The 24,686-nt window shown below is 36.6% G+C and carries 20 protein-coding genes and 2 tRNA genes; 9 read left to right on the top strand and 13 right to left on the bottom strand.

Going from position 1 to position 24,686, the window contains the following annotated elements; genetic code table 11:
- Nucleotides 1-100: 100 nt before the first annotated feature.
- The 3 genes from JK139_RS11970 to JK139_RS11960 form a co-directional block, all read right to left on the bottom strand.
- A complete protein-coding gene (locus JK139_RS11970) occupies nt 101-1,036 on the bottom strand; it encodes an ABC transporter ATP-binding protein (RefSeq protein ID WP_074419156.1) in 936 nt (311 codons plus the stop codon).
- 137 nt (nt 1,037-1,173) lie between these two features.
- On the bottom strand, nt 1,174-2,670 hold the full coding sequence (locus JK139_RS11965) for an NAD(P)/FAD-dependent oxidoreductase (RefSeq protein WP_228733215.1): 1,497 nt from the start codon (nt 2,668-2,670) through the stop codon (nt 1,174-1,176).
- Nucleotides 2,671-2,869: 199 nt separating this feature from the next.
- Nucleotides 2,870-3,244, bottom strand: a complete 375-nt coding sequence (locus JK139_RS11960) for a DUF3127 domain-containing protein (protein ID WP_074419137.1) — start codon at nt 3,242-3,244, stop codon at nt 2,870-2,872.
- A gap of 114 nt (nt 3,245-3,358) precedes the next feature.
- On the opposite strand from JK139_RS11960, the gene JK139_RS11955 reads away from it, so the two are divergent.
- From JK139_RS11955 to JK139_RS11935, 5 genes are all read left to right on the top strand, one after another.
- On the top strand, nt 3,359-4,102 hold the full coding sequence (locus JK139_RS11955; RefSeq protein ID WP_074419136.1) for a 5'-nucleotidase C-terminal domain-containing protein: 744 nt from the start codon (nt 3,359-3,361) through the stop codon (nt 4,100-4,102).
- Nucleotides 4,095-5,030 (top strand): bifunctional metallophosphatase/5'-nucleotidase, encoded by a 936-nt coding sequence (locus JK139_RS11950; protein WP_179852364.1) that lies wholly within the window; start codon nt 4,095-4,097, stop codon nt 5,028-5,030. The genes JK139_RS11955 and JK139_RS11950 overlap by 8 nt, the downstream gene beginning before the upstream one ends.
- 138 nt (nt 5,031-5,168) lie before the next feature.
- Nucleotides 5,169-6,596 carry a chromosomal replication initiator protein DnaA gene (gene dnaA, locus JK139_RS11945; RefSeq protein ID WP_074419135.1) on the top strand — a complete coding sequence of 476 codons (1,428 nt, stop codon included), beginning with the start codon at nt 5,169-5,171 and terminating at the stop codon, nt 6,594-6,596.
- Nucleotides 6,597-6,707: 111 nt separating this feature from the next.
- Nucleotides 6,708-6,796: transfer RNA gene (locus tag JK139_RS11940), tRNA-Ser, on the top strand.
- 45 nt (nt 6,797-6,841) lie between these two features.
- Nucleotides 6,842-6,915: transfer RNA gene (locus tag JK139_RS11935), tRNA-Pro, on the top strand.
- 338 nt (nt 6,916-7,253) lie between these two features.
- Here JK139_RS11935 and JK139_RS11930 read toward each other — a convergent pair.
- Nucleotides 7,254-8,477 (bottom strand): sialidase family protein, encoded by a 1,224-nt coding sequence (locus JK139_RS11930; RefSeq protein ID WP_074419134.1) that lies wholly within the window; start codon nt 8,475-8,477, stop codon nt 7,254-7,256.
- 78 nt (nt 8,478-8,555) lie between these two features.
- Nucleotides 8,556-10,838: a TonB-dependent receptor gene (locus JK139_RS11925; protein WP_074419845.1), complete on the bottom strand. Its 2,283-nt coding sequence runs from the start codon at nt 10,836-10,838 to the stop codon at nt 8,556-8,558.
- A gap of 1,052 nt (nt 10,839-11,890) precedes the next feature.
- On the opposite strand from JK139_RS11925, the gene JK139_RS11920 reads away from it, so the two are divergent.
- Together JK139_RS11920 and JK139_RS11915 are read left to right on the top strand one after the other, a co-directional pair.
- Entirely contained in the window at nt 11,891-12,922 is a 1,032-nt protein-coding gene (locus tag JK139_RS11920; RefSeq protein ID WP_218331371.1) for a sensor histidine kinase, read from the top strand.
- On the top strand, nt 12,922-13,629 hold the full coding sequence (locus tag JK139_RS11915) for a LytR/AlgR family response regulator transcription factor (protein WP_218331370.1): 708 nt from the start codon (nt 12,922-12,924) through the stop codon (nt 13,627-13,629). The genes JK139_RS11920 and JK139_RS11915 overlap by 1 nt, the downstream gene beginning before the upstream one ends.
- Nucleotides 13,630-13,777: 148 nt before the next feature.
- On the opposite strand, the gene JK139_RS11910 is transcribed toward JK139_RS11915, so the two are convergent.
- Entirely contained in the window at nt 13,778-16,390 is a 2,613-nt protein-coding gene (locus tag JK139_RS11910; RefSeq protein ID WP_228733214.1) for a TonB dependent receptor, read from the bottom strand.
- A gap of 310 nt (nt 16,391-16,700) precedes the next feature.
- Between JK139_RS11910 and JK139_RS11905 the strand changes: the two genes are divergently transcribed.
- The gene (locus JK139_RS11905) at nt 16,701-17,249 is read left to right on the top strand and encodes a hypothetical protein (protein ID WP_143439148.1); all 549 of its coding nucleotides are present in this window, start codon (nt 16,701-16,703) and stop codon (nt 17,247-17,249) included.
- A gap of 464 nt (nt 17,250-17,713) precedes the next feature.
- Here JK139_RS11905 and JK139_RS11900 read toward each other — a convergent pair whose 3' ends face one another.
- Both JK139_RS11900 and JK139_RS11895 read right to left on the bottom strand, forming a co-directional pair.
- A complete protein-coding gene (locus JK139_RS11900) occupies nt 17,714-17,863 on the bottom strand; it encodes a hypothetical protein (protein WP_218331369.1) in 150 nt (49 codons plus the stop codon).
- 221 nt (nt 17,864-18,084) lie between these two features.
- A complete protein-coding gene (locus JK139_RS11895; RefSeq protein ID WP_218331368.1) occupies nt 18,085-19,320 on the bottom strand; it encodes a serine hydrolase domain-containing protein in 1,236 nt (411 codons plus the stop codon).
- Nucleotides 19,321-19,643: 323 nt separating this feature from the next.
- On the opposite strand from JK139_RS11895, the gene JK139_RS11890 reads away from it, so the two are divergent.
- Nucleotides 19,644-20,162: a DUF421 domain-containing protein gene (locus JK139_RS11890; protein WP_074418620.1), complete on the top strand. Its 519-nt coding sequence runs from the start codon at nt 19,644-19,646 to the stop codon at nt 20,160-20,162.
- A gap of 83 nt (nt 20,163-20,245) precedes the next feature.
- Here the strand turns inward: JK139_RS11890 and JK139_RS11885 are convergent, their stop codons facing one another.
- The 5 genes from JK139_RS11885 to JK139_RS11865 all read right to left on the bottom strand — a co-directional run bounded on the left by JK139_RS11885 (nt 20,246) and on the right by JK139_RS11865 (nt 24,326).
- Entirely contained in the window at nt 20,246-20,878 is a 633-nt protein-coding gene (locus tag JK139_RS11885; RefSeq protein ID WP_218331367.1) for an outer membrane beta-barrel protein, read from the bottom strand.
- Nucleotides 20,879-20,924: 46 nt separating this feature from the next.
- A complete protein-coding gene (locus JK139_RS11880) occupies nt 20,925-21,563 on the bottom strand; it encodes a DUF4136 domain-containing protein (RefSeq protein ID WP_074418622.1) in 639 nt (212 codons plus the stop codon).
- A 179-nt stretch (nt 21,564-21,742) separates the two neighbouring features.
- Nucleotides 21,743-21,988, bottom strand: coding sequence for an ATP synthase F1 subunit epsilon (gene atpC, locus JK139_RS11875; RefSeq protein ID WP_068242796.1), 246 nt, complete (start codon nt 21,986-21,988; stop codon nt 21,743-21,745).
- Nucleotides 21,989-22,017: 29 nt separating this feature from the next.
- Nucleotides 22,018-23,523 (bottom strand): F0F1 ATP synthase subunit beta, encoded by a 1,506-nt coding sequence (gene atpD, locus JK139_RS11870; protein WP_074419500.1) that lies wholly within the window; start codon nt 23,521-23,523, stop codon nt 22,018-22,020.
- 161 nt (nt 23,524-23,684) lie between these two features.
- Nucleotides 23,685-24,326 carry a DsrE family protein gene (locus JK139_RS11865; RefSeq protein ID WP_218331366.1) on the bottom strand — a complete coding sequence of 214 codons (642 nt, stop codon included), beginning with the start codon at nt 24,324-24,326 and terminating at the stop codon, nt 23,685-23,687.
- Nucleotides 24,327-24,686 lie beyond the last annotated feature (360 nt).

Below are 24,686 nucleotides of genomic sequence, written 5' to 3'. Positions count from 1 at the left end.
CTGTTAATTTAAATCGTTTTAAATGGAATAGATGAGATGATGCATAAACTTTTGAAAATACGGTTGAATCATTTTGTTGTAATGAATCAATAAAAATTAATTATTGTACTGTTTCAAAACTTCTTGCAGCACTATGTGTTGATTCAACCAACTGAATAAATATATCATTCAGTGATGGTAATATTTCATTGAAAGCAACCACATTTACATTTTGTGCAATAAAAAACTGCAATACATCATTGCTCCTAAACCCGGAATGAATAATCAGGGTAAAATCATTGCCTTTCTGATGCACAACTTCAAAAGAAGGATGTATAAGACTTGCAGGAGCAGTGTCAAAAGCAATATTAAAGGTATGCTGTTTAAACTGTTGTTTAATATCCTGTACTTTACCATCCAGAATTTTCTTACCCAGATTAACTAAAACAATATGATTACAAATTTCCTCTACCTGCTCCATACGATGCGTACTGAAAATAACGGTACTGCCTTGTTGTGCCAGCCGGTAAATTTCATCTTTTATCAAATTAGCATTCACCGGATCTAAGCCACTAAAAGGTTCATCTAATATAATTAATTTAGGTTCGTGTAAAACAGTGGTAACAAATTGTAGTTTTTGGCTCATCCCCTTACTCAGGTCTTCCACCTTTTTATTCCACCAGCTTTCCATTTCTAACTTCTTAAACCAAAAACGAATTTTGGAAAGTGCTTCTGCCCTGCTTAATCCTTTTAATTGTGCCAAGTATAAAGCCTGCTCTCCTATTTTCATTTTTTTATACAAACCCCGTTCCTCCGGCATATACCCAATTTTAACCGTATCATCTAAGGGGCTAAATGGTTTGCCATCAAATGTTATATCACCTTCATCCGGATAAATGATGCCCGTTATCATACGCAGCAAAGTGGTTTTACCGGCACCATTGGGGCCCAGCAAGCCAAATATGCTGCCAGCCTCAATTTCAAAACTAATATCATCTACCGCTTTTTGGATAGCATAATATTTTTTTAAATGGTGTAATTGTAAAATAGCATTCATAACATTGTAATAATTAATGTTGGGTTTATGATTGATTGGAATAAACAACCATTAGCAATTTTAATATATTTTATTGAAATAACGTATTAAATATTTTAAGTGTTATGAATAATTGAGCAATCGGTATACAATACCTTTTATACATACCGTTGTGCAATAGCAGCCGCAACCAACTCACCATCAATGGCGGCGCTAACAATACCTCCGGCGTATCCGGCACCTTCCCCACAAGGATATAGATATTGAATTTGCGGATGTTGCAATGTGTGGGAATTTCGGGGAATACGTACCGGTGAAGATGTACGACTTTCAGTAGCTACCACCACTGCTTCATTGGTTAAGTAACCTTTCATTTTTTTACCGAAATTTTTAAACCCTTGTTGTAATGATTGATGAATAAAATCAGGAAGAACGCCTTTTAAATCTACAGATTGCAGGCCGGGTATGTAACTACAATCGGGTAAAGAGGATGACATTTTATTATTTGTAAAATCAATTAATCGTTGAGCAGGTGCAACAAAATGACCACCACCTGCTGTAAAAGCCAATTGCTCAGCCCATTGCTGAAAATACAACAGTGCCAATGGGTGCTGTTCAGGTGGAATTACTTTAGAAGGAATAGATAATGCAACCTGTTGTTCCCGATACCAATTTTCATGTTGCAGCAACCAATGCGCTGCATCTTTTAAACCAACCTGTACTACCATACCGCTATTGGCAAATGGATTATTGCGCTTAGAAGGGCTCCACCCATTCACCACCAATTCGTTGGGTGATGTTGCTGCAGGTGCAATAATGCCGCCGGGACACATACAAAAACTAAATACCCCTCTTCCATTTACCTGTTCTACCAAACTATAAGCGGCAGGCGGCAAATGAAGATCTCGGTTACTTTCAGCCACATGCCCATTTGAAATGGGGCAATGGTATTGAATGGCGTCTATTAATGCCTGGGGGTGTTCTACTCGAACCCCCAATGCAAACGGTTTAGCTTCTATCCCTATTTTTTTTTGGAAAAACAAATGAAAAATATCTCTGGCCGAATGGCCTGTTGCCAGAATTACCGCATCTGCTTTCCAAACTGCATTGTTTGCTGTGAGAACGCCTTTTATTTGATTGTGCTCTATCAAAAAATCAACCACACGCTGTTCAAAATAGCAAGCGCCTCCGGCATCAATAATTTGCTGCCGCATCGCAGTAATAATATGTGGCAATTTATTGGTACCAATGTGCGGATGGGCCTGGTATAAAATTTTTTCATCTGCCCCAAATTGTACAAACAATTGTAAAATTCTGTTTACATCACCCCGCTTCGTACTTCGGGTATATAATTTACCATCGCTGTAAGTACCGGCTCCCCCTTCACCAAAACAATAATTACTATCTGTATTTACAATACCTTCTTTATTGAGCCTGGCTAAATCTCTTCTTCTTTCTCTAACTGCTTTTCCCCGTTCCAGGATAATGGGTTGAATGCCTTTTTCAATTAATGAAAGCGCTGCAAATAAACCTGCAGGGCCAGCGCCAATAATAATCACTTTTTTTGTGGCATGATGTACAGAAGGAAATTGAATAATATGGCGTGGCCTTTCGATAAAAGGTTCATCCACATATACCCGAATGGTTTTATTCATCCATACCTGTTGTCTGCTTCGGGCATCAATTGATTCTTTTTCAACAAAAAAACCACTCAGGCGTTCAGGTGCAATGCCAGTTCTTTTGCCAGATAATTTTCTACAAATAAGGCATCGGCTGCCTGTGCAGGTGTTAAACGAAGCGAAATACTTTTTTGCATGTTGATAGGTTTTTACCCTATAAAACCATGTACATTTTTTAGAACGGCAAATCATCTGCTATCATATCAGCAGCCGGTGCATCGGGAATATAATCGCCGGTTGCAGTATTACCTTCAGATAGTTTGGCCGATTCCATTCTCCAGGCATCTAAATTGGTAATATAATTTTCCTTACCATCTTTTACCCATTTGGTGCCTTTAATATTAAACAGCACTTTTACAGTTTCGCCAAGGGTAAATCTATCGGGCATTGAAGTTTTATCCTGTACACATTGAAATTTTACATAATTTGTAATGATGCGTCCACCAATATCTTCCGACTTTTCAATTACAAACTCACGTGTTTTAAAAGTTTCAGTGCGTTGCACAATATCAAAGCGGGCCACTAATTTTCCTGTAATCTCGTAACTCATAAAAAATAATTTATTGCGGCAAAAGTAGCTTTTTACAAATGCAATACCTTATCTAAAATTTATTCTTTTCGCAAAATAAATTTTGTACCTTACTTTTTCCAATACTACTGTTCTATGATGCGCTCTATTTTAAGTATTCTATTTTTTTATTTATTATACACACAAAGCCTTACTGCACAGGCCATACAAGTCAATTATCAATATCATGCCATATATTCTACTAATGAAAAGGATACAGTTGTGCAGCAATGGTTACAACCCTATGCCGATAGTGTACACAATTACCTGAATCAGGTTATAGGCTTTTCATTAGAAAAAGTTTATAAAAAAAGTGGCGGAGGGCTATTGGGAAATTTTATTACGGAAGCCATGTTACAGCAGGCAACCTTACAAACCGGAACGAAGATTGATGCCGCATTTATGCATCCTGCCGGTATTAAAGGTTTTCTTCCGCAAGGCAATATAACCATTGGCACATTATATGCTATGTTTCCCTACACCAATCGTTTAGTTGTGCAACAAATAAGAGGAGATGTTTTACAATTATTTTTCGACAGGATGGCAACCGATGGCGGTTGGCCTGCCGCCGGCGTTCAATACGCTATTGATATTCATGGTAAGGCAAAAAAAATTATGATACAACAACAACCTATTGTACCCGGCGCAGTATATTGCATTGTGGTAACTGATTATATGGCTAATGGTGGAAGTAATTGTGGTATGTTGCGAACACTACCCTCCATCGCATTACATACTAACCTGATAGAAACCTGCAAAAATTATATTCTATCATTTACTAAAAATAATGTGCCAATAGCCATCAACAAAAATGAGCCTATTTTCAATATCTATGAATAGAAGAACCTTCATACAAAATACTTTCAAGGCCGGACTTTTCACCGGCATTTCCATATTACCGGCCAGTAGCTTATTGGCAAAAAAAATGGTTAACGAAACCTATTTAACCCTGCTGCATACCAACGATACACATAGCCAAATATTTCCATTTGAAAGTAACAGCGGCCACTACGCAGGTATGGGTGGTATTGAAAGCAGGAAACGAATGATTGAGCAAATAAGAAGTAAAGGACAACCGACTTTATTATTAGATGCAGGCGATTTTTGCGGTGACAGACCCATTTATGATGCTTTTAAAGGAAAAGCAGAATTAGAAGCCATGCGTTTATTGGGTTATGATGCTTTTACCTTAGGTGAAAAAGATTTTTCAGGAGGTATTGACAATCTTGCTACACAAATACAGGCCACGGGCATGAAACCTACCATTTGCAATTATGATTTTACCTATACTGCGCTTCAAAATTATTATCAGCCTTACACCATTATTCATAGAGAAAACCTGAAAATAGGAGTCCTGGGTGTATTACTGCCATTGCATGACAAAATTTCTATTTCAGGGATAGAAAATTTAGTTTACCTTGATGCGGTGGAACAAGCCAATAAAACAGCCAACATTTTACAACAGCAGCAATGTGATATCATCATCTGTTTATCACATTTAGGTGATCGGTATGCTGATGGCCGAATCAGCGATGAAGTACTGGCAAAAAATAATGATTGTATTGATGTAATTATTGGCGGACATACACATAAATTTTTTAATCAACCACGTGTATATCAAAACAAAAGCAGTGGCCATACACTTGTAAATCAGGCAGGATGGGGCGGTATACAAATGGGGCAATTAGATTATGTATTCACCAATACAACCCATAAAAAGTTAATTCGAACGCGAAACATTTTCCTAAAGGAAAAAAAGAATGAATAAAAAATTTTTTTTTCAACATAAAGTCTACATATTCGCAGTCCGTCTATACTTTTTTTGTGCAGTTTGATGCTGAGGTACTATATCGGGCATTCGAAAAAAAATATTTCTTAAACTTATTGATAAATTGTTGCAAATAGTATGGTAAAAACTGCTGAATCAATCTGGGACAATTGCCTTAAAATTATTAAAGACATTGTAGAATGGCAACATTACAAAACCTGGTTTGAACCCATCAAACCTATTGAGCTTAAAAATAATGTGTTACTGATTCAGGTACCCAGCCAATTTTTCTATGAATATTTAGAAGAACACTACGTTAATTTATTAGCAAAAACGCTAAAGCGTGAATTAGGAAAAGATGCCCGTTTAGAATACCGTATTATGGTAGACAGTGGCAATGGTCGCAATGGCAGTATGGACTTACCCGCCAGCGGCATGAAAATTTATGCCAACAATGAAATGAGTTTTCCGCTGGTAATAGATAATCCTGTAAAAAATCCTTTCATTATTCCCGGGTTAAAGAAAATGCAAATAGACCCTCAGTTGAATGCATCTTATATTTTCGATTCATTTATTGAAGGCGATTGTAATCGTGTTGCCCGCAGGGCCGGAAAAACCGTAGCTGAAAAACCAGGCGCCAATTCATTCAATCCATTGGTAATTTATGGTGGCGTGGGTTTGGGTAAAACACATTTGGCACAGGCTATTGGAAATGAAGTGAAACGATTGCATCCCGGTAAAGTAGTGTTATATGTAAGTAGTGAAAAATTTATTAATCAGTTTCAGGACCACAGCCGTAATAATGCCATCAACGATTTCATTCATTTTTACCAGTTAATAGATGTATTGATTATTGATGATGTGCAATTTTTTAATCGTGCTGAAAAATCGCAGGATGCCTTCTTTGCCATTTTTAACCATTTACACCAAAGTGGCAAACAATTGGTACTTACTTCCGATAAATCGCCGAAAGATTTAGACGGCATGCAGGAACGCCTGTTAAGCCGTTTCCGCTGGGGCTTAAGCACCGATTTGCAATTACCCGATTATGATACCCGTATTGAAATTTTAGAACATAAAATGAAGAACGACGGGTTGGACATGAGTAAAGAGGTAGTAAAATATGTGGCCTACAATATTAATACCAATGTGAGAGAATTAGAAGGAGCCTTAATATCGTTATTGGCACAATCGTCTTTAAACAAGAAAGAGATTGATTTAGAGTTGGCTAAAAAGGTACTACGCAATTTTGTAAAAACCAGCAGTAAAGAAATTACCATAGAAGCCATTCAGAAAATGGTATGCGAATATTTTGATGTACCTTATGAACGTTTATTACATAAAACCAGAAAGCGTGAAATAGTACAGGCCCGGCAAATTACCATGTACTTAGCCAAAGCTTTTACCAAAAACTCATTAAAAACCATTGGAGAACATTTTGGCGGAAGAGATCATACAACCGTTATTCACTCCTGCCAAACGGTAAAAGATTTAATGGATACCGATACCATATTCAGAGAAAATGTAATGGAATTAACGCAAAAAGTGCAGTTAGCTGCTATGTAATGGGTCAAAAAAAATAAAGGCCAAAAAATATTTTAAGAATTAGCAAAGCTGATTTTAGGATTTTACAACTGGTGTTCCTATTTTTGCAACCCCAAACGAAAGAATGGGAATGGTGAGGTGGGTGAGTGGCTCAAACCAGTAGTTTGCTAAACTGCCGTACGGGTTAAACTGTACCGAGGGTTCGAATCCCTCCCTCACCGCAAAATATACGCACAAACAAAGTGCGTTTTTTTATCCATAGGGCTCGGGAGGTAGTTCAGCCCGGTAGAATACCTGGTTTGGGACCAGGGGGTCGCAGGTTCGAATCCTGTCCTCCCGACAGAAGCTTCAAAAAGGCAATCCATTAACAAGGATTGCTTTTTTTATTTTGTGCTGTAATGCAGTGGTGATGGGCATCGCATCATCATTTGTTTGTGCAAAAACAAGATTATCCTGGCGTATGTCTGTGTCTACTGTTGTCCTGTAAAATCAAACTGCCATATAAAACATCTGTTTTAGTATAGTAAATAAGGCAGCATTAATACTTTTGCTTTTCTTAATTCTTTTACCGGACAACAGTAGTTGAAAACATACACCGAGTGTTTGTTTAGATAAGAATAAACTATGCTGAAGAGAGATTCTATTAAATTTAAGTGGTTACTTAAATTTACCTTACAGCTACTTAATATGTATCAATTTATATTTTACGAAATCTTTATTGCCGATGCTTTTAGTATAAGCAATTAAGACTGTGGTTTCATCTATTGTTTTAATAACCGGAAAGGTGGCCAGGCCGATATCATCCGTTATAAATTGTTTTTCAGGATTAGTTCCCTGAGGATTTCTTATCTCCAGACCAATTCGTGTGGCAACATTTTGTCCTTTGATTATATTTTCATTCCAAACCATTATAACACGATTGCCAATAGAAGTCATTTGAGGATGTCGGCCCGAAGGCCCGCTGACTAATGCTCGCTGAGAAAAGTTTTTTCCATCCATATCTGCGTGGCAATAATATATACCCGCCTGTCCCCCGGCGGTAAACCAGGAAAATTGCAATCCATTGTTATTTTCCGTCATGGCCGGCCCGCTATGCGGACAGCCGTTGATCACCCAGTTATCATTACTAATTCTGTGTGGTGGTGAAAAAGTTTTACCCATATCTGTAGAAAAAATATGTACCATATCGCGAATGCTGTCATTTAAGATAGCCCTGTATATGATATGAATATTATGGTTATGATCCATAAAAATACCCGTTCTGCAACAGGGGCAGCAGGGCCCTTCAATTCTTTTCTCATTTTCAAATCCTGAAGTACCATGAGAACTTGCAAAGAAAAGAGAAGATCCATCTCCTGTGCCCTTTTTTCTATTGTCTAACCACGTAATGGCTGCCGATCCATCCGGTAACAGTGCTACATCAAAATAACGTTGATCAATACCCGAAGAATCCTTAACCAGTTTTACTGCTCCATTCCATGTTTTGCCTCCATCGAACGATTGGGAATAATAAACGATGCCTGCATAAGAATTTATAGGATTGGGATTAGCAGCTCCCCAAACTGCAATAACCTCCCCTGCGGGCATAAAAATTATTTTAGGCATATTTTCTCCATGTGGAAAAACATTTGCACTTTGTGGAATGATGGTTTCTTTACCAAACGTTTTTCCATGGTCACTTGAAATGGCATAGCACACTACCCGGGTGGAATCACTCGTTTTTTTTATCCAACTCATCACCAGGTTTCCATTGATATCTTTTGTAAGGTATGGGCAGGAGCCTTCAGTAGTATCTGTATTCATTTCGTTTGAAACAACAAGGTTGGAAGCATGGTTTGTTTGATTACAGGAAAGGATAATCCCGGACAAACTGTAATATATAATATATATAATTTTTTTCATTTTTTAATTTTTTGGTTGAAGTAACAATGCTGTTATTTATCTGCCTGTATAAATCATTGTTTAGAAATATTCTTAAGGTTAATTTTTGTTTTTATCAAAATGGTAAGCAACCCCTACCTGCAGGGTTCTCAATTGCCCTGATCTGTACGAAGTACCATAGGCGCTTTTCTCCACCGTTACAGCATAATTTCCATTCGCAACATTCAGGCAATTCATCCATGTTTCATAGTTTTTTAAGCGGTATCCCATCCTGATGTTGAAAGCTGTAAACCCATTATATTTCGAAGTGTTTTGCGGGTCTGTAAAATAGGAACCAAGACTCTGGCATTCTGCAGCAATCCTGAAACCTCTTACAAATAATGGCTTGTAGGTTATTTCGCCATTTATAATATAAGCAGGTGCCTGGGGCATATCGTTCCCGGAAAAATCTTTTCCCTGCTGCAGGTAATTGATGTATTTGTGTTTGGCAACGGTACCACCTATGCGAAACATCAACTCCTGCGTGGGTGCATATTTTATATTCAATTCTATTCCTTTGTGACTGGTTATACCTGTATTTTGTTTTTGGTAACTTCCATCCTGAAGGCGTACACTTACAATTTCGTTCTTTCCATTCAATTTGTATAGAGATGCTTCAACAGATCCTTTTGAACCGGCAAATCCAAGCCATCCGCCTATTTCATAATTATTGTAAGAGGAAGGTTGTAAAGTGGGTATCAGTACTCCACTGTATAAATCGGTTATATTAGGTGGCGCAAAACCTACACTATAATTTAAATAAATTCCTTTTTGGTTCCCAAAATTGTAAGTGAGGCCCAGCTTCGGAGAGAAATGATCGAAGTGGTTAACAGCATCCGGCGCTCCTGAATATGCCCCTGGAGGTAAATGATTGTCAAAATTGTAATCAAGCCTGTCATATCGTGCAGCGGCTACAAGACGCAGCGTATGTACAGGCTGGTATTCTATCTGTGTGTAAAGAGCTGTATTGAATAACCCGATCTTATAATCAGTTAGCACACTGTCGCTCAAATGATATTGATAAAATACACCGTTAGCATCTTTGTCTATATTTATGTATTTAGCAAGATAGATAGCAGGGCTGTAATCTGCGCCAATACCGGAAATCCATTTAATTTGCACTGATGGTATTTGGGTAGTATGCTGCACCAGGGTTCCAAAACTTTGAAAGGCATCGACATTAATTTGTCCATTTGCTTTTAAGGAATTTCCGGTCACATTTTTAATAGCATAAAATGGATTTTGCCCTATAGAGGAATTACGATAAAAGATGGTGAAGCTGGTTTGGTTGTTGTCATTCCATTCCTGATTTAAGGTGCTCCGAAACCTTAATGCATCTACTTTGCGATAGGTAAACCTATAAAAACTGGAATAATCTTTCCGGTAAAAATGCTGACTGTCCAGACCTCCTTTTTGATCGGTTTTGTAATGAATCAGATCCAAAACGTTGATTAATTTTGATTTTTTATTAAAAGTATAATCACCCCTTACAGTAAAGGCTGCTTTGTAAAAGTCATTATGTTCATTTACACTTTGATTCTGGTTGGCATAATAACCTGCAGCATAAATGCTTATTTTTTTATATGTATTGCTAACCGCAACATCTGTGCGTTTGTAACCTAAGCTTCCTATTTCAGCCTGAATTTTACCTGTAAGGTATGGCGATGGCGATTGCGTGATAAAATTCAGGGCGCCACCTACCGCATCGCTTCCGTATAAGGACGATGCCGGTCCTTTTATCACCTCAATACGTTGCAGCGAAGCCTGATTAATTTCAATTAATGCATTGTGGTTAAAATCTCCAACCGTCCTTATTGGAATACCGTCTTCCAGATACAGGAAGATATTACTGGTGCCTATAGGCTGCCGCACCGCCATGCTGTGCTGTTCGTTGCCAAGATCTACCATAAACACTCCGGGTACTTTATTGATAAGCATATCCAGACGTGTAGCCTTGGTGTCGTTAATTTGTGTTTTTGAAATTACATTTATAGCTACCGGCACTTCCGTACGCTTTTGTGTTTCCCTGCTTCCGGAAATGATTATTTCATTGAGGTTGCTGAACGAGGGTGTTAATAAAATTCTACCTTGATTGGTTGTTTTTATTTTTTTGGGGTAATAACCAATGCAGGTTACAGATATACTATCTGTTTTTGTCGGTATTGAAAAATTGCCATTGGCATCTGTCAGGTATATGTGATGATTTGCAAAGTCAGTAATGGTTGCGCCTTGTAATGCCTGTTTGGTTACTGCATCCAAAACAGTACCAGACATGGTTGATTGCGTATATCCTGCACTGCCTGACATGCATAGCAATGCAATTAAGCATAGATGCTTTTTCATTCATTAATAAATTAAAATTGAAAAATAGATTACCCTGTTTGAGTAATTCAAATGCTGATCAATAGAATAGTAGTTATTATCAGACTGTAGGTGGATGGAAGAATGTCCGGGAAATACAAAATATCCTGGTGTCGTTTTTAAGAAAGAAATGATTTTTAAGAGGGATTATCAGGTCGGGTACAGTAAATATTGTTGCAACAAAACAGGGTGAAAGCTCAACAAGCTCATTTTTAGTTTCAGGTGCCTGAGTATCCTGTTTTTCTTGCTCATTTATTTTTTTGTTGAGATAACATTTACCATTGCAGTGCATCAAAGGCTTATCCCGGTTCTCACATAAATTTTTGACAATATAGGCTCTGTACCAGTAAAAATCAGCTTTAATGAAATAAGTGCTAAATGTTTGTACGAACACAATAACAATTAAGAATATAGATACAGTAACCTTCAATTCAAAATATTTTGATGCAAAAGTGAACGTCTTATTTCAATATGAATATGATTTTGCTCATATGAGGGGATGTTTTTAATTATTTTGTTTCAATAGTTTGAAATAGTTCAGTAAAGTAACTTCTAAATGATAGCGCCTATAAAGCAATTTGTATTTCTCTGCATCCTTTAGAAGTGTTGCTGTTACTTCCGCATAATATACATGGTTTACATTTGGAAAAGTAGGGTCAGCAACAGGGTAGTTGAAACAGCCCAACTAATCGTAGTTTACTCCAATAAAACGAAATTTTACCAGACTTATCGCTGTGCCTACGCCATTTTTCTTAGTAGCAAATGCTACATTAAATAATGATGATATAAGATTTACAAAATTTGTACATTCGTTTTATGCGAGTTGAATGTGTGCAAAGTAGCCAATGCTATAAAAAAGTACGGCGTAGTTGAAAACATAAGGTGAGAGTATGGTTATAAAAGAACAAACTACTGAGATGGGGGCAATCTTGCAAAAGGTTGCCTTTTTCTATCATTTGGCATTTGGTCGCTAAAAAACAAGTTTTTGTCGCACCTACATCAACATTCTATCATAACTACATTATTTTAGTACCATGAAACAACAGTGGTATGCAAAAAAATGGGTAGTCATTGCGATGCATATTGCTGCATGGACCCTCCTATTCTCTTTGCCATTTTTACTTCGTCCTTCCTACGAAAATGCCCATAACCATAACGATTCCTTTTCCCTTATTAAATATATTATCACCGGTGCACTTTGGGCAGGTTTCTTTTATTTGAATGCTTACTTCTTAATGCCCAAATTTATCTACAAAAAAAGGTATTGGGAATTTGCACTTTTACAACTCATCATTTTTATTATACAAATTATTTTTGACTGGATTTTATTTGAAACCTTTCTAACAGAAAGAACATATGAATTAAAACCGGCCATCCTCTTCGTATTCTTTCCCTATATTTTTATTTTGGCTACCAGTACCGCATATAGAATGATTAGCGATAAAATAAAATACGACCATATATTCCAACAAAAAGAAAAAGAAAATTTAACTACAGAGCTTTCCTTTTTAAGATCGCAGGTTAGCCCTCATTTTATGTTTAATGTACTGAACAACATGGTAGCCCTGGCAAGAAAAAAGTCTGACCTGCTGGAGCCATCACTCATTAAATTATCCTCTTTAATGCGTTATATGTTATACGAAGCCGATGAAGAAAAAGTACCACTTGAAAAAGAAACAGAGTACCTTCAAAGCTATATTGATTTGCAGCAACAGCGCTTTGGAAATAATGTGGCCGTTAATTTTTATACGGAAGTGCCTGATAAAAGTTATACTATAGAACCAATGCTTTTAATTCCATTTGTTGAAAATGCTTTTAAACATGGCACAGGCATTGTTGATAACGCTACGATAAATATTGAACTAAAAGCAAAAAACAATTTGCTTCATTTTATGGTAAGCAACAAATTCAATCCTGTTTCAAATGAAATAAAAGATAAAACCTCCGGTATTGGATTAACGAATGTTGAAAGAAGATTGAACTTGTTATATGGTGGAAGTCATTCACTTTTGATTAAAAAAAATGACGATTGGTTTATGGTGTCATTACAATTAAACTTTCATTGATGATACACTGTATTGCTGTTGATGATGAACCCTTAGCACTTGAGCTTTTGGCAGATAATATTAGCCAATTGCCCTATTTACAATTAGAAGCTTCCTGCAATAATGCCATGGAAGCCATGAAAGTATTACAAGAGAAGCCTATTGACCTTATTTTTTTAGATATACAAATGCCGGGACTTACCGGCCTTCAATTTATTCAAAGCCTACCCAAAAAACCAATGATTATATTGGTAACTGCTTATGAAAAATTTGCACTGGAAGGTTTTAATCTGGATGTGGTAGATTATCTCGTAAAGCCGGTATCGTTAGAAAGATTTGTGAAAGCTTGTAACAAAGCATGGGAGTTATACCAACTCAAAAATACGCCTACACCTGCAGCCAATACGCCTAACTATTTTTTTGTAAATGTTGATTATACACTTCTGAAAATTACATTTACCGACATTATTTGGATAGAAGGGTTAAAAGATTACATTAAAATACACCTGCATAGCTCATCAAAACCGGTTATTACCAGAATGAGCATGAAAACAATGGAAGAGCAATTGCCTGCTTCACTATTCATCAGAATTCATAAATCTTACTTTGTATCTATTGAACATATTACTGCCATCAAAAAAAGTAGTGTATTTATTGGCAGCATTGAACTTCCAGTTGGTGATAATTACAAAGAAGTTGTTACGGCTTTAACCGGCAAAACATCCTAACTTTTTTCTTCATTCAACAAACTATCATTTAGCAAGTACGCTTACAAATGCCTGCTTTGTTATTTTATTGAAAAAAATATACATCAAACTAACAACAAACCGCCTCCAAAAATGGAAAGGCGGTTTTTGCTTGAAACAATCCTCCAGATTATTGAACTCCCTGTAAAGCATCCATACCCGAGGTATTAGTATTTTTTCTTTTAAATAAGGATACATCCATTTTACCAAACCGATAAGTAAAGTTTAAACGCAACATTTGCGGGTTACGCAGCCTATTATAATCCTGTACAAAAAAGTTACTTACAGAATATTGATCAGAATATCTTGTACGGAAAATATCGCTCATACTCAAGCTAATTGTAGCCGCATCGTTCTTTAAAAAACTACGGCTAATAGCAGCATCTACACTATAAAAAGAACGGATATACCCTTGTGAAGCACTCTGAGATTGCATCATAGGTGGTCCCATTTGCTGACCGCCATTGTTATTTACCGGTAAATTTGTTTTTGATTGATACAATCCGGTTAATTGCAATTTGAATTTACCGGGTAATTTAAAATTATTATTCATCTTACCAAACCAACTCCATAATGCAGCTTGCGAATTACCAATAATGTTATTGGTATTGATTTGAGAGTTGTAAATGTTTACATTCATCGTCATATCCCACCACTTGGTTAACTTGGTTACACCTGTTAATTCAGCACCTACTGTATAACTTGAATTGGCATTTACATAGGTGTTAATAATATCCTGCTTACCGGTTAAATAGTTTTGTGCAGTATCCAGGTATCTTGTTATCAAGCCCTCGGTATGTTTATAATATAAAGAAGCCAGGAAAGTATTATTATGAGGTAATGTTTTTAAATAGGATAGTTCAAATGAGCTGGTAAACTCAGGCACCAGGTTAGGATTACCTCTGGTAATGTTTAAGCTGTCTGAATAGTCGGTATACGGAATAAGCTGAAAAAAGTTGGGCCTGTTAATACGGCGTGTATAGCTGAATTGCACTTCATTATTACCTTTAAACTTCTGACTTAAAAAAACAGAAGGGAATAAACTAATGGGATAGCTATTACTAAAATGCTGCTGTGTGTTCAATAAATCGCCCGAATAATCTGAACGTTCAGCACGCAACCCTATCTGGTAACCAAAATTTTTAATGGCACTGGTAACCGATGCATAAGCCGCATATACATTATTGGTGTTTTTATAATTAATAGAGGCTGCATTAGATAATATAAAATTTTTACTTGTATTATCCATATAATAATTATCAGTTCCGTTGGTCAACTTTTGCTGTTGAAAACGCAAACCGGTTTCTATTTTCGATTTTTTACCAAATGGTTTTACATAATCGGTTTGTGCAGTAAGAAACTGATTGTAGCCCGTACCAATGGTTTGTTGTTGTGAGTTATTATTGATTGCACTTCCTGCTCCATTCAAATAATAATTGGTGTTGTACAATACGTTATTAGAATTATTACCCGAGAAATAATTCATATCGGCAGTTAGGGTTTCACCTTCTTTTTTAAATAACTGCTTAAACCCAAACTGCGCACCGGTTCCATTAAAAATTCGTTTGGTATTAGCATATCGTTCGCTATATTGTGTAGTAGTACCTGTATTGAGTAAACTATCAATGTTTGTAGTTAAGAACTGATAAGGGCTCATATCTGCATGCACCCGAACCATGCCGGCCGAAAAAGATGTTCGGTTGGTCATAAAATAATCCAAGCCTACTCTTCCAAATATAAAGCCCCCATTGTCTTTATCGGTTGATATTTGATGCACGGCAGTACTTGTATCGCCAAAGTTGTTACGGTAAGTTGTTCCAAAAGTTTTACCTTTGTTTTGGTTTACAAATACCGAGGCATTAAAATTGAATTTTCCCTGACGAATATTAAAATCGGCACCTCCATTGATAGCACCATAACTATCAACACCGACACGCAGATTGCCATTATAGCCGGTTTTTCTATTCTTTTTTAAAATAATATTCAGAATGCCTGCACCGCCACCCGATGCATCGTATTTAGCCGAAGGATTAGTAATCACTTCCACACTTTCAATAGCATCGGCCGGTATTTGATCAAGGGTTAAAGTAGTAGGCCTTCCTTCAATATATATTTGCGGTGTGGCATTACGCAGTGTTACATTCCCATCAATATCAACATTTACAGAAGGCACATTCTTCATTACATCTAAAGCAGTACCACCTGCATTTACAATATCTTTCTCTACATTGTACACTTTTTTGTCAATATCCATTTTCAAAGTAGGCTTTGTGATGGCGGTTACCACTACACCCTGCAACTGATTCACATCTTCAGCCAATTTAATATTACCCAAATCTTTATCAAAAGCATTCAATGCCTGGCTCATATCGCCCATTGCAGGTTGCGTTGCCGGTTTGGGCATACTAAAACTTACATTTTGTTCTATTGATTTAAAGCCTGTTGCTGAAATCTTTAATTTCAAAGTGCCTATTATGGGCAGCTCTTCAAAACTAAAGTCGCCATTGGCTTTTGTAGTAATACCCTTAAACAACACTTCTTTCATTTTTTTGGTGGCAGCATCCATTCGGGTATGTAATAACAAAACGGTAGCATCATGAATAGTTTTTCCGGCACTATCTAACACCCGGCCATAAATATGCCCAATGTTTGCAGCAGCTTGCGCTTTACCCATACCCGGCATTTGGCTAAAACCAGAAAAACTGAGTGTAACAGCGATAATAAAAATTAAAAGTTGTTTCATAATCTTTTGATATAATACACAAAACTATTCACCCACTCAACCAATAAAATTGAATTGCGACCATATTAGAAAATGTTGCGACGAAACAGATATATTGGAGCATTTTAGTCATGAATGGGCCAACGCTTCATGAACCCCATAGAAATGTACCTTATTAAATAAAAAATATTATTCATAAAAAAAATAGCTAAAAGGTTTGTATTATTCAATTATTTAGCTATCTTAACCAACGAACAGCACATCTCATATCCCACGAAGCCTTTCGCCATTTTTATTCTTATTTTTTTTAACCTTTAATACAACAACAACCATGAAAACAATGCTTACATTGGCCATTTTGGCCTTTTTAATTTCCTGCAATCCAAAAGATGCCTCAAAAGAGGTTACCACCACATTGGCAAAAGATTCTACGGGACTGGTCATTCAATCACCCTATCCCATTCTTTATTCATCTAATTTCACCATGGGCAATCCCAAAAACGCTGAAAACTTATTGATACTTTGGAAAGACTGGGATGATGGTAATTTAGCAGCGCATAAACACTTTTTCGCTGATTCAGTAACCATGGTATTTGCAGATGGGAATACTATCCATACCAGTAATGATAGTGCTTTGGCACATGCCCAGCGCGAAAGAAACAATCTGGCATCTTCAGTTAGTTCTATTAATGCCATTATGCCCGTAAAAAGCGTTGATAAAAATGAAAACTGGGCTTTGATATGGGGCAAGGAAGTAGATACAGATAAAAAAGGAAAAAAAGACTCTGCCTATATTCAGGAAACCTGGCGATTTAATAAAGACGGAAAAGTTGATTTATTCTATCAGTTTAAAGCTGCAGGAGCGCCTCCCAAAAAATAGTAATGATTAGAAAGCCTCATTTTTGTTTTTTTTCATGCCGGCATTTCCTGTCATGGCATGAATTGCATCAACCCCACTATGGTAAGCATTTTCTACACAGATGGACTAATCAACCAATAGCCATTCATGCAATAACACATGGAATGGATGCATTCCTAAATGCGTAATGGTATACTGTAAAAGTTGGCAAAAGCAACAGGATGTATGCGTTGTTGCATCTTCCCAACAGCATCGTCCGGAAAAAGCAGTTGTTTGCTATACATGCATTATTGTACACTTTCATCAGCCTTCGGCTTTAAGTATATAGCAATCAAATTTTCGGTTGCGGCTAGTTCACTCCATCCTTGTTTTAACCAACGCATAACCATGCCCGTCATTTTTTGTTGTAAACCCTTTTGCCTGGGTAATTGTAATTGCCGGTAATTTTTACTGGTAATGGGAGATGCTATTTTTAGCCATTCGCTTTATTGGCGCTGTGCAACAAATGCAGGATCCTGCTGAAAACGTTTTTTATTGATGGAAGTTTTACTACGCACCAACTGGCGGCCTTTTACCGTATAAAAAGTAAGTCCGCCGTAAGTTGCACTAATATAAAACGAAGAAACAGTTACCATGGCATATTGATTTTTTGTGTTTTCAATATACAACTTTCAATAGGGGGTTTCCAAATTCTTTTTAGCGAAAAATGCACAATTTTAGCAGTAATTAATTACCATACGGCACCTACCCTTCTACCTATTTACAGCGTTGCGCAACGCTGTTGAGTCGAATTTGTATCGAAGCGGGATGAGTTCGGATTACTATGTTAAACAAACATATTATTACCCCCACATCACTATCTACAAAAATTCAGTACGGCTTCAAATATTTGTTGGCGAATGGGCGTAACATCATAATATTTTCCATTGGGTAAAAAGCCCATGTGCTGGCGGTTAATAAGCAATATAATAGAAGTATGGTATTGTGGAACCACTACAATACTGGTTCCCGTAAAGCCGGTATGTCCAAAGCTACCTTCGGGTGCATGTTTCATAAATGAATCGTTGGTATCCATCATCCAACCCAATCCATTTTGAAAAGCATCTTTCGTAAAGAATGTTTTTAAGGTATTGGCACTAATAAAATCCTTTCCATTTACTTTGCCATCATTCATGAGTATATCTATCAGTTTTTGCACGTCATCGGCTGTTGAAAATATACCGGCTGCGCCTGATACCCCACCATTGGCATACCATGCATTCCCATCATTCACTTCACCATTTAAAACATAATGGCGCCAGCCATTCCACGATTGCGGATTAATTTCTTTGTACGTAAAACCAAGCGTATTATCGTACACCATTCTTTTTTCATAAGGATTACCAAAAGAAGTGGCAGCAAAGTTTTTGAACTTGCCGGTTTTTAGAGGATTATAAGTAGTATGATACATGTTAAGGGGATGAAATATTTTTTCTTGTTCAAACTGCTCAAAGGGCATACCGGAAACCACCTGAATAATTTCGCCAAGAATGGTAAAGCCCAAATCGCTGTATTTTCTTTGTGCACCAATTGGGTACCGTAAGGGTAATTGAGCAATGAGCGAAAATACCTGTTGGCGGTTATGGGCACGATAAAATAAGGGGTACCATTCATCAATGCCCGAGGTATGGGTAAGCAGGTTACGGATGGTAATATTTTTTTTGTCGGGAGTATTAAAATCAGCAACGTATTTTGAAACCGGGTCATTTACCGATAATAAATGCCGATCAGCCAGGTACATAATGGCCGTAGTAGTGCCAATAACTTTGGTAAGTGAGGCCAGATCGAACATTGTATTCAACTGCATTTTTTCAGGTTTTGCCAATAGTTGATGGTCATTACTGTACATCCTTGCATAACCATATGCCTGTTGGTACACTACTTTACCATCTTTCTTAATCAACACCACTGCACCCGGTATGAATTGCTGTTTTACTTGTGATTGAAGGATGCTATCGATGGTATGAATCAATACATTTTTTTGCTTTGCCGTTTGCGATTCGGCATATAAAACAAAAAAGAAGGAAATGAAAGCGTAGAAAATTTTTTGCATGGTAGTTTATTTATCAATGATACACCGAAAATACATTTATTTAAACGATGCGTTTTAATACCTTCAATCATTAAAACTGCATTTTTTTGTGGGCTAAGTTTAACAATTTAGTTCAATTTATTTGAAAAAGCAGATACGCTTTAATCGAGGCTAATATTATACGTTCATTTCAGTGGGGCAGTAAAAGCGGGTTACTATTTCAACTAAAACCCATAGAGTATAGAATTTAGAACTACATTTAATCAGTCGTTATTGAATAGTCGCTTAAAAATTCAAATAGTTTAAATACATTATTTTATAAATATTTAATACCTTATTCACTTATGCTCTCCACGCTACCCCCCTACCTGCTTATTGCTGTAAAATCTACGGCTGTTTATTTATTTATTATTGTAGCCATACGCATTTTCGGGAAAAAAGAATTGGCGCAATTATCGGTAATTGATTTAGTTTTTATTTTACTCATTAGTAATAGTGTACAAAATGCAATGGTGGGCAATAATACTACCCTATCTGGTGGATTTGCTGCAGCTTCCGGATTATTCATTAGTAACTATATTTTAAAGCTCTTTTTAAAACGCTATAGCATATTTAGTAAAATGGTGCAGGGTGAAAAAATATTACTGATACATGATGGCATTGTATTAAAAGAGGGAATGGAAAAATCTATGTTTAATATAGATGAATTGGAAAGGGCTATTCGCGAACATGGTGTAGATAAAATTGAAGATGTTGACCTCGCTATTTTAGAAGTAGATGGTAACATTAGTGTACTATCAAAAAACTATTCGCACAGAACGGTAAAACCGAGAAAAAAGCCGCAGTTATCGCACAATCCCTAAGTGCTACATGATAGTAAAATAAAAAAGCCATTTCCCGAAAGAAATGGCTTTTATTTTGCTTACCAAAAATATTTTTAAAAAGTCTAATGCAACTGGAATATAAGTCCGGCATGTATACCCACCATATTCATATTCATGGCATCGCTCATGCCAAATTTGGTGTAATTATAAGATACTCCAAATTGAAAAGCGGTATTTGAATTGTAACGGCTAAATGGTAATTGCACACCGGCATCGGCCATCGCGGTAAACTTACCATTGGAAGTATTATTGGAAGAAAACTCACCCAGATATTGATTATAGGTTATAAAACTAATGCCTGCTCCGGCTGCAACATAAGGCTGTATTAGTTTTGTAGTTCCCAAAAAAGGTGTAAAAGTAACTTTTGCCATAACCGGTACTGCCTGAATAGAATTAGAAAGAACGGCTGATATCTGTTGATTGGGTGCCAGATTATACACCGTTCTCGGGTATTTCTGATAAAAATCCTGATAACCAAATCCAAGTCCAACTGCCCATTTATTGTTTAGTCCTAATGAGACATCGCCCATTAAACCCCGTGGTGATATATTGGAAACATAGTTCGATTTAAAATTGCCTAATGGTAATCCTAAATCATAAGCAGCATTCAATTTTACAATGCCTCTTTGCGCCAATAAAGATGAGGCAGGCAACAAACTAAACAATAACAGCGTTAATATTATATATTTTTTCATATATTTTTTTTAATGGTTGAATAATACAATAACATAATGAATGGTATTAATTGGCTTTTAAATAAGACGACTGGCTAAATAAAGCATACACCTGACTGTCGGCGGTAGTAGCATCAGCAATACCTTCCCCTCTTATTAAGCCATTCCAAATAATCTTTATTTTTCCATTCGCCGCTGCATTTTTTAAATCTAACATATCAATAGAAAGTGCGCCGGAATTAATTTGGTAGGTACCATACATATAAGGAGAATAATAACCATATCCGCCATAGCCCCAATAAGTAGGATCATAATATCCCCCGTAATAATCATAATAACTACTGTAATCAATTATTCCGGTAGTGGTGGTGTTAATATAGGTTACATTTATTCCTAAATCAGGGCTGGCAGATTTAGGCACCAAGGTATAGCCGGCCTGCTGCATGTATTTAGTAATGGCATCAATAAAAGCCTGACCGGTGGGTGTAAGCGATTTAGATGATTGCCCATTGTCTACCACCGTTACTGAATCATCTATACTAAAAGTTTTGTAACTGCTAAAATTTACTGTTGAGTCTCTTTGTGTAATGTAAATTCGGGTATCGGGATTACTTAAATTATTTACTGCGCTGTTTTTGGTACAACTTACCAAACCAAAAATAGCAAGCGCCAAAAAACCGGAGGTCAGTTTAATATTGTATTTCATACAGAAATTTTTTTTATGATATAAAATTAGTTTGTAGTTGATGCTTTAGATAATTTTGATTGTTAATAGTTAAACGTAAAATACTTTTTTATGATTTTATTGACATTAACAGGATGCAGGTAACAAAAAAAAGCACCCGATTGGGTGCTAAAAATTATTTTTTTATTTTATAGTTAAGCTTAATGTACACCTTCTACCAGTACAGTTACTTTATTATTGAAAACTTCGGCAAAACCACCGGTAATGGTATAATGTTCGGTTTTTTGTTTATCAACCAACACTTTAATATTACCTTTAGACAAGGCACTTACCAGCGGTGCATGCTTTTCAAGAATTTCAAATAAGCCTGAAATGCCGGGTAACTGAACACCATATACATTGCCACTGTACACTTTTTTCTCGGGTGTTAATATTTCTAACATCATAAATTTTCAATTATAACAAGGTATACAATTTAACTTCGGGCCTGTGCCAGTAATTTTTTACCTTTTTCAATGGCATCCTCAATAGTACCTACTAAGTTAAATGCAGCTTCAGGATATTCATCAACTTCGCCATCCATAATCATATTAAAGCCTTTAATGGTATCATTAATATCAACAAATACCCCTTTTAAACCGGTAAATTGTTCAGCCACATGGAAAGGTTGTGATAAGAAACGTTGTACCCTTCTTGCACGGGCTACTACTAATTTATCTTCATCACTCAGCTCATCCATACCCAAAATGGCAATAATATCCTGTAACTCTTTATAACGTTGCAAAATTAATTTTACCCGGTTGGCACAATCATAGTGTGCATCGCCCACAATTGCAGGGGTTAAAATACGGGAAGTAGAATCCAACGGATCTACCGCAGGATAAATACCTAAGTCGGCAATTTTACGGCTTAATACAGTTGTAGCATCTAAGTGCGCAAAAGTAGTGGCAGGAGCCGGATCGGTTAAGTCATCCGCAGGTACATATACTGCCTGAACAGAAGTAATAGAACCGTTTTTGGTAGAAGTAATTCTTTCCTGCATTAAACCCATTTCAGTGGCCAAAGTGGGTTGATAACCTACCGCAGAAGGCATACGTCCTAATAAAGCTGATACTTCTGAACCTGCTTGTGTAAAACGAAAGATATTATCAACGAAAAATAGGATATCTCTTCCTTTTCCGGTACCATCACCATCGCGGAAATATTCAGCAATGGTTAATCCGCTTAAAGCCACACGTGCACGGGCCCCGGGGGGTTCATTCATTTGTCCGAATACGAAAGTGGCTTTTGAGTCTTTCAATTCTTCCAGATTCACTTTGCTTAAATCCCAACCACCTTCTTCCATACTATGTTTAAAAGCATCACCATATTTCATAATGCCTGCTTCAATCATTTCACGCAACAAATCATTTCCTTCACGGGTTCTTTCGCCTACACCGGCAAATACAGATAAACCGCCGTGGCCTTTGGCAATATTGTTAATCAGCTCCTGAATTAACACGGTTTTACCTACACCAGCACCACCAAATAAACCAATTTTACCACCTTTTGCATAGGGTTCAATCAGGTCAATTACTTTAATACCGGTATATAAAACTTCAGTTGCAGTACTTAAATTCTCAAACAATGGTGGTTTGTTGTGAATGGGGCGGCCATTTGTTTTTGATAACTGCGGCAAACCATCAATGGCATCGCCGGTAACGTTGAATAAACGACCATTAATACCTTCGCCAACGGGCATTGAAATGGCTTTTCCGGTATCAATCACTTCCATACCCCGTACCAAACCTTCGGTACCATCCATTGCAATGGTACGTACACTATCTTCACCCAAATGTTGTTGTACTTCCAAAACAAGGGTATCTCCATTGGGCTTTTTTATTTCTAATGCATTGTAAATTTCGGGCAAATCGTTCAGGTTGGGGAAATGAACATCCACAACGGCTCCAATAATTTGCTTAATATTACCTGTAGCGGCCATAAATAGACAGTTTTTTAAAATTTGCGGCAAAGGTAAGGGAATGAAGGTTTCAAATTCTAACCATTTTTTAATGATAGAATATTTTTTATAGAAGCCCTTCCACTACCCTCAATTTCAAGGTGAACAGTTCGTTTATTTGCTATATTATTTATTTCAAAATGCTATTCCGCCTTATCTTCATTATACAAAATATAGCCTTTCAACTGGTAGTAGGATAACATGGTTTGTGCTGATAAAGCCAACCCAATATTCGGTATCAATTCATCCATGTTCAGGTTTAACATGGTTAATGCCTGGCCACAGGCAATAAATTTTACTCCTTTATTTTGTAATTCTTCTATCAAAGGCAGATTGCTGTTGGAAACTTTATACATTAACCTATAATTATTATTCTTCAAAAGGGAAAACAATGCAGGCCCATGCACCAATACCACTACTTCTAAATTTTTAGCAGGTACACCGGAAGCCACATGCAGGTTCATTATCCTGCCCACTTCGGTAAAACCGGGGTTTTCAGTTTTTGCAGTTAGCGAATCGTTTGGGCCAACCGTTACGTTGAATAAAAGTTTATAAGGCATATTTACATCAATGTTTTCTGTAATGTCTTTTACAGGAATAACACCCGTCCATAAGCTGCTTTGTATGTATGGATGAATGGCTAATTTCTCAAATTTAGCCTGCATACGAGCCTGCTTTTTAGTGAGTTTAATTTGCACTTTGTTGGTGTTTTGAGCGAATAGGGTTTGTTGAATGCCTGCAAAAAATAAGGAACAGAATAGGATGTAAAGCGCAAAATTTCGCATAGACAGTAGTTTAGTTTGTTAAGATAAGCATTGCCTTGCTGTTGCAATGTTTTTTTAAGAAAAAAGTTTAAAATCTTAATATTCCCCTGCTTTCAACCCCGCCACACATGAATTTTATGTTATGAATGTTTTTGATGTTGATTAAACCCTTTTAAAGCATTTATTTTTGATGCTTTAATTTTTTATTAATGTTTTGAAATCATGAACCATTTCAACACAATTCATTCACCGGTTGGATTTTACAGTATTTATTTAAATCATTAGATTAAATATTTTAATTTATTTTTAGGATTAGGTAGAACATTTACAAATAAGAGATAGGGGGGTGAAATAACTAAATAAATTAGTAAATTGAGGTCT

Source organism: Hydrotalea lipotrueae (assembly GCF_019249625.1).
Taxonomy (GTDB): domain Bacteria; phylum Bacteroidota; class Bacteroidia; order Chitinophagales; family Chitinophagaceae; genus Hydrotalea; species Hydrotalea flava.
The sequence above is the reverse complement of the archived record's forward strand: the minus strand, read 5'-3'. Positions and strand labels throughout refer to the sequence as shown.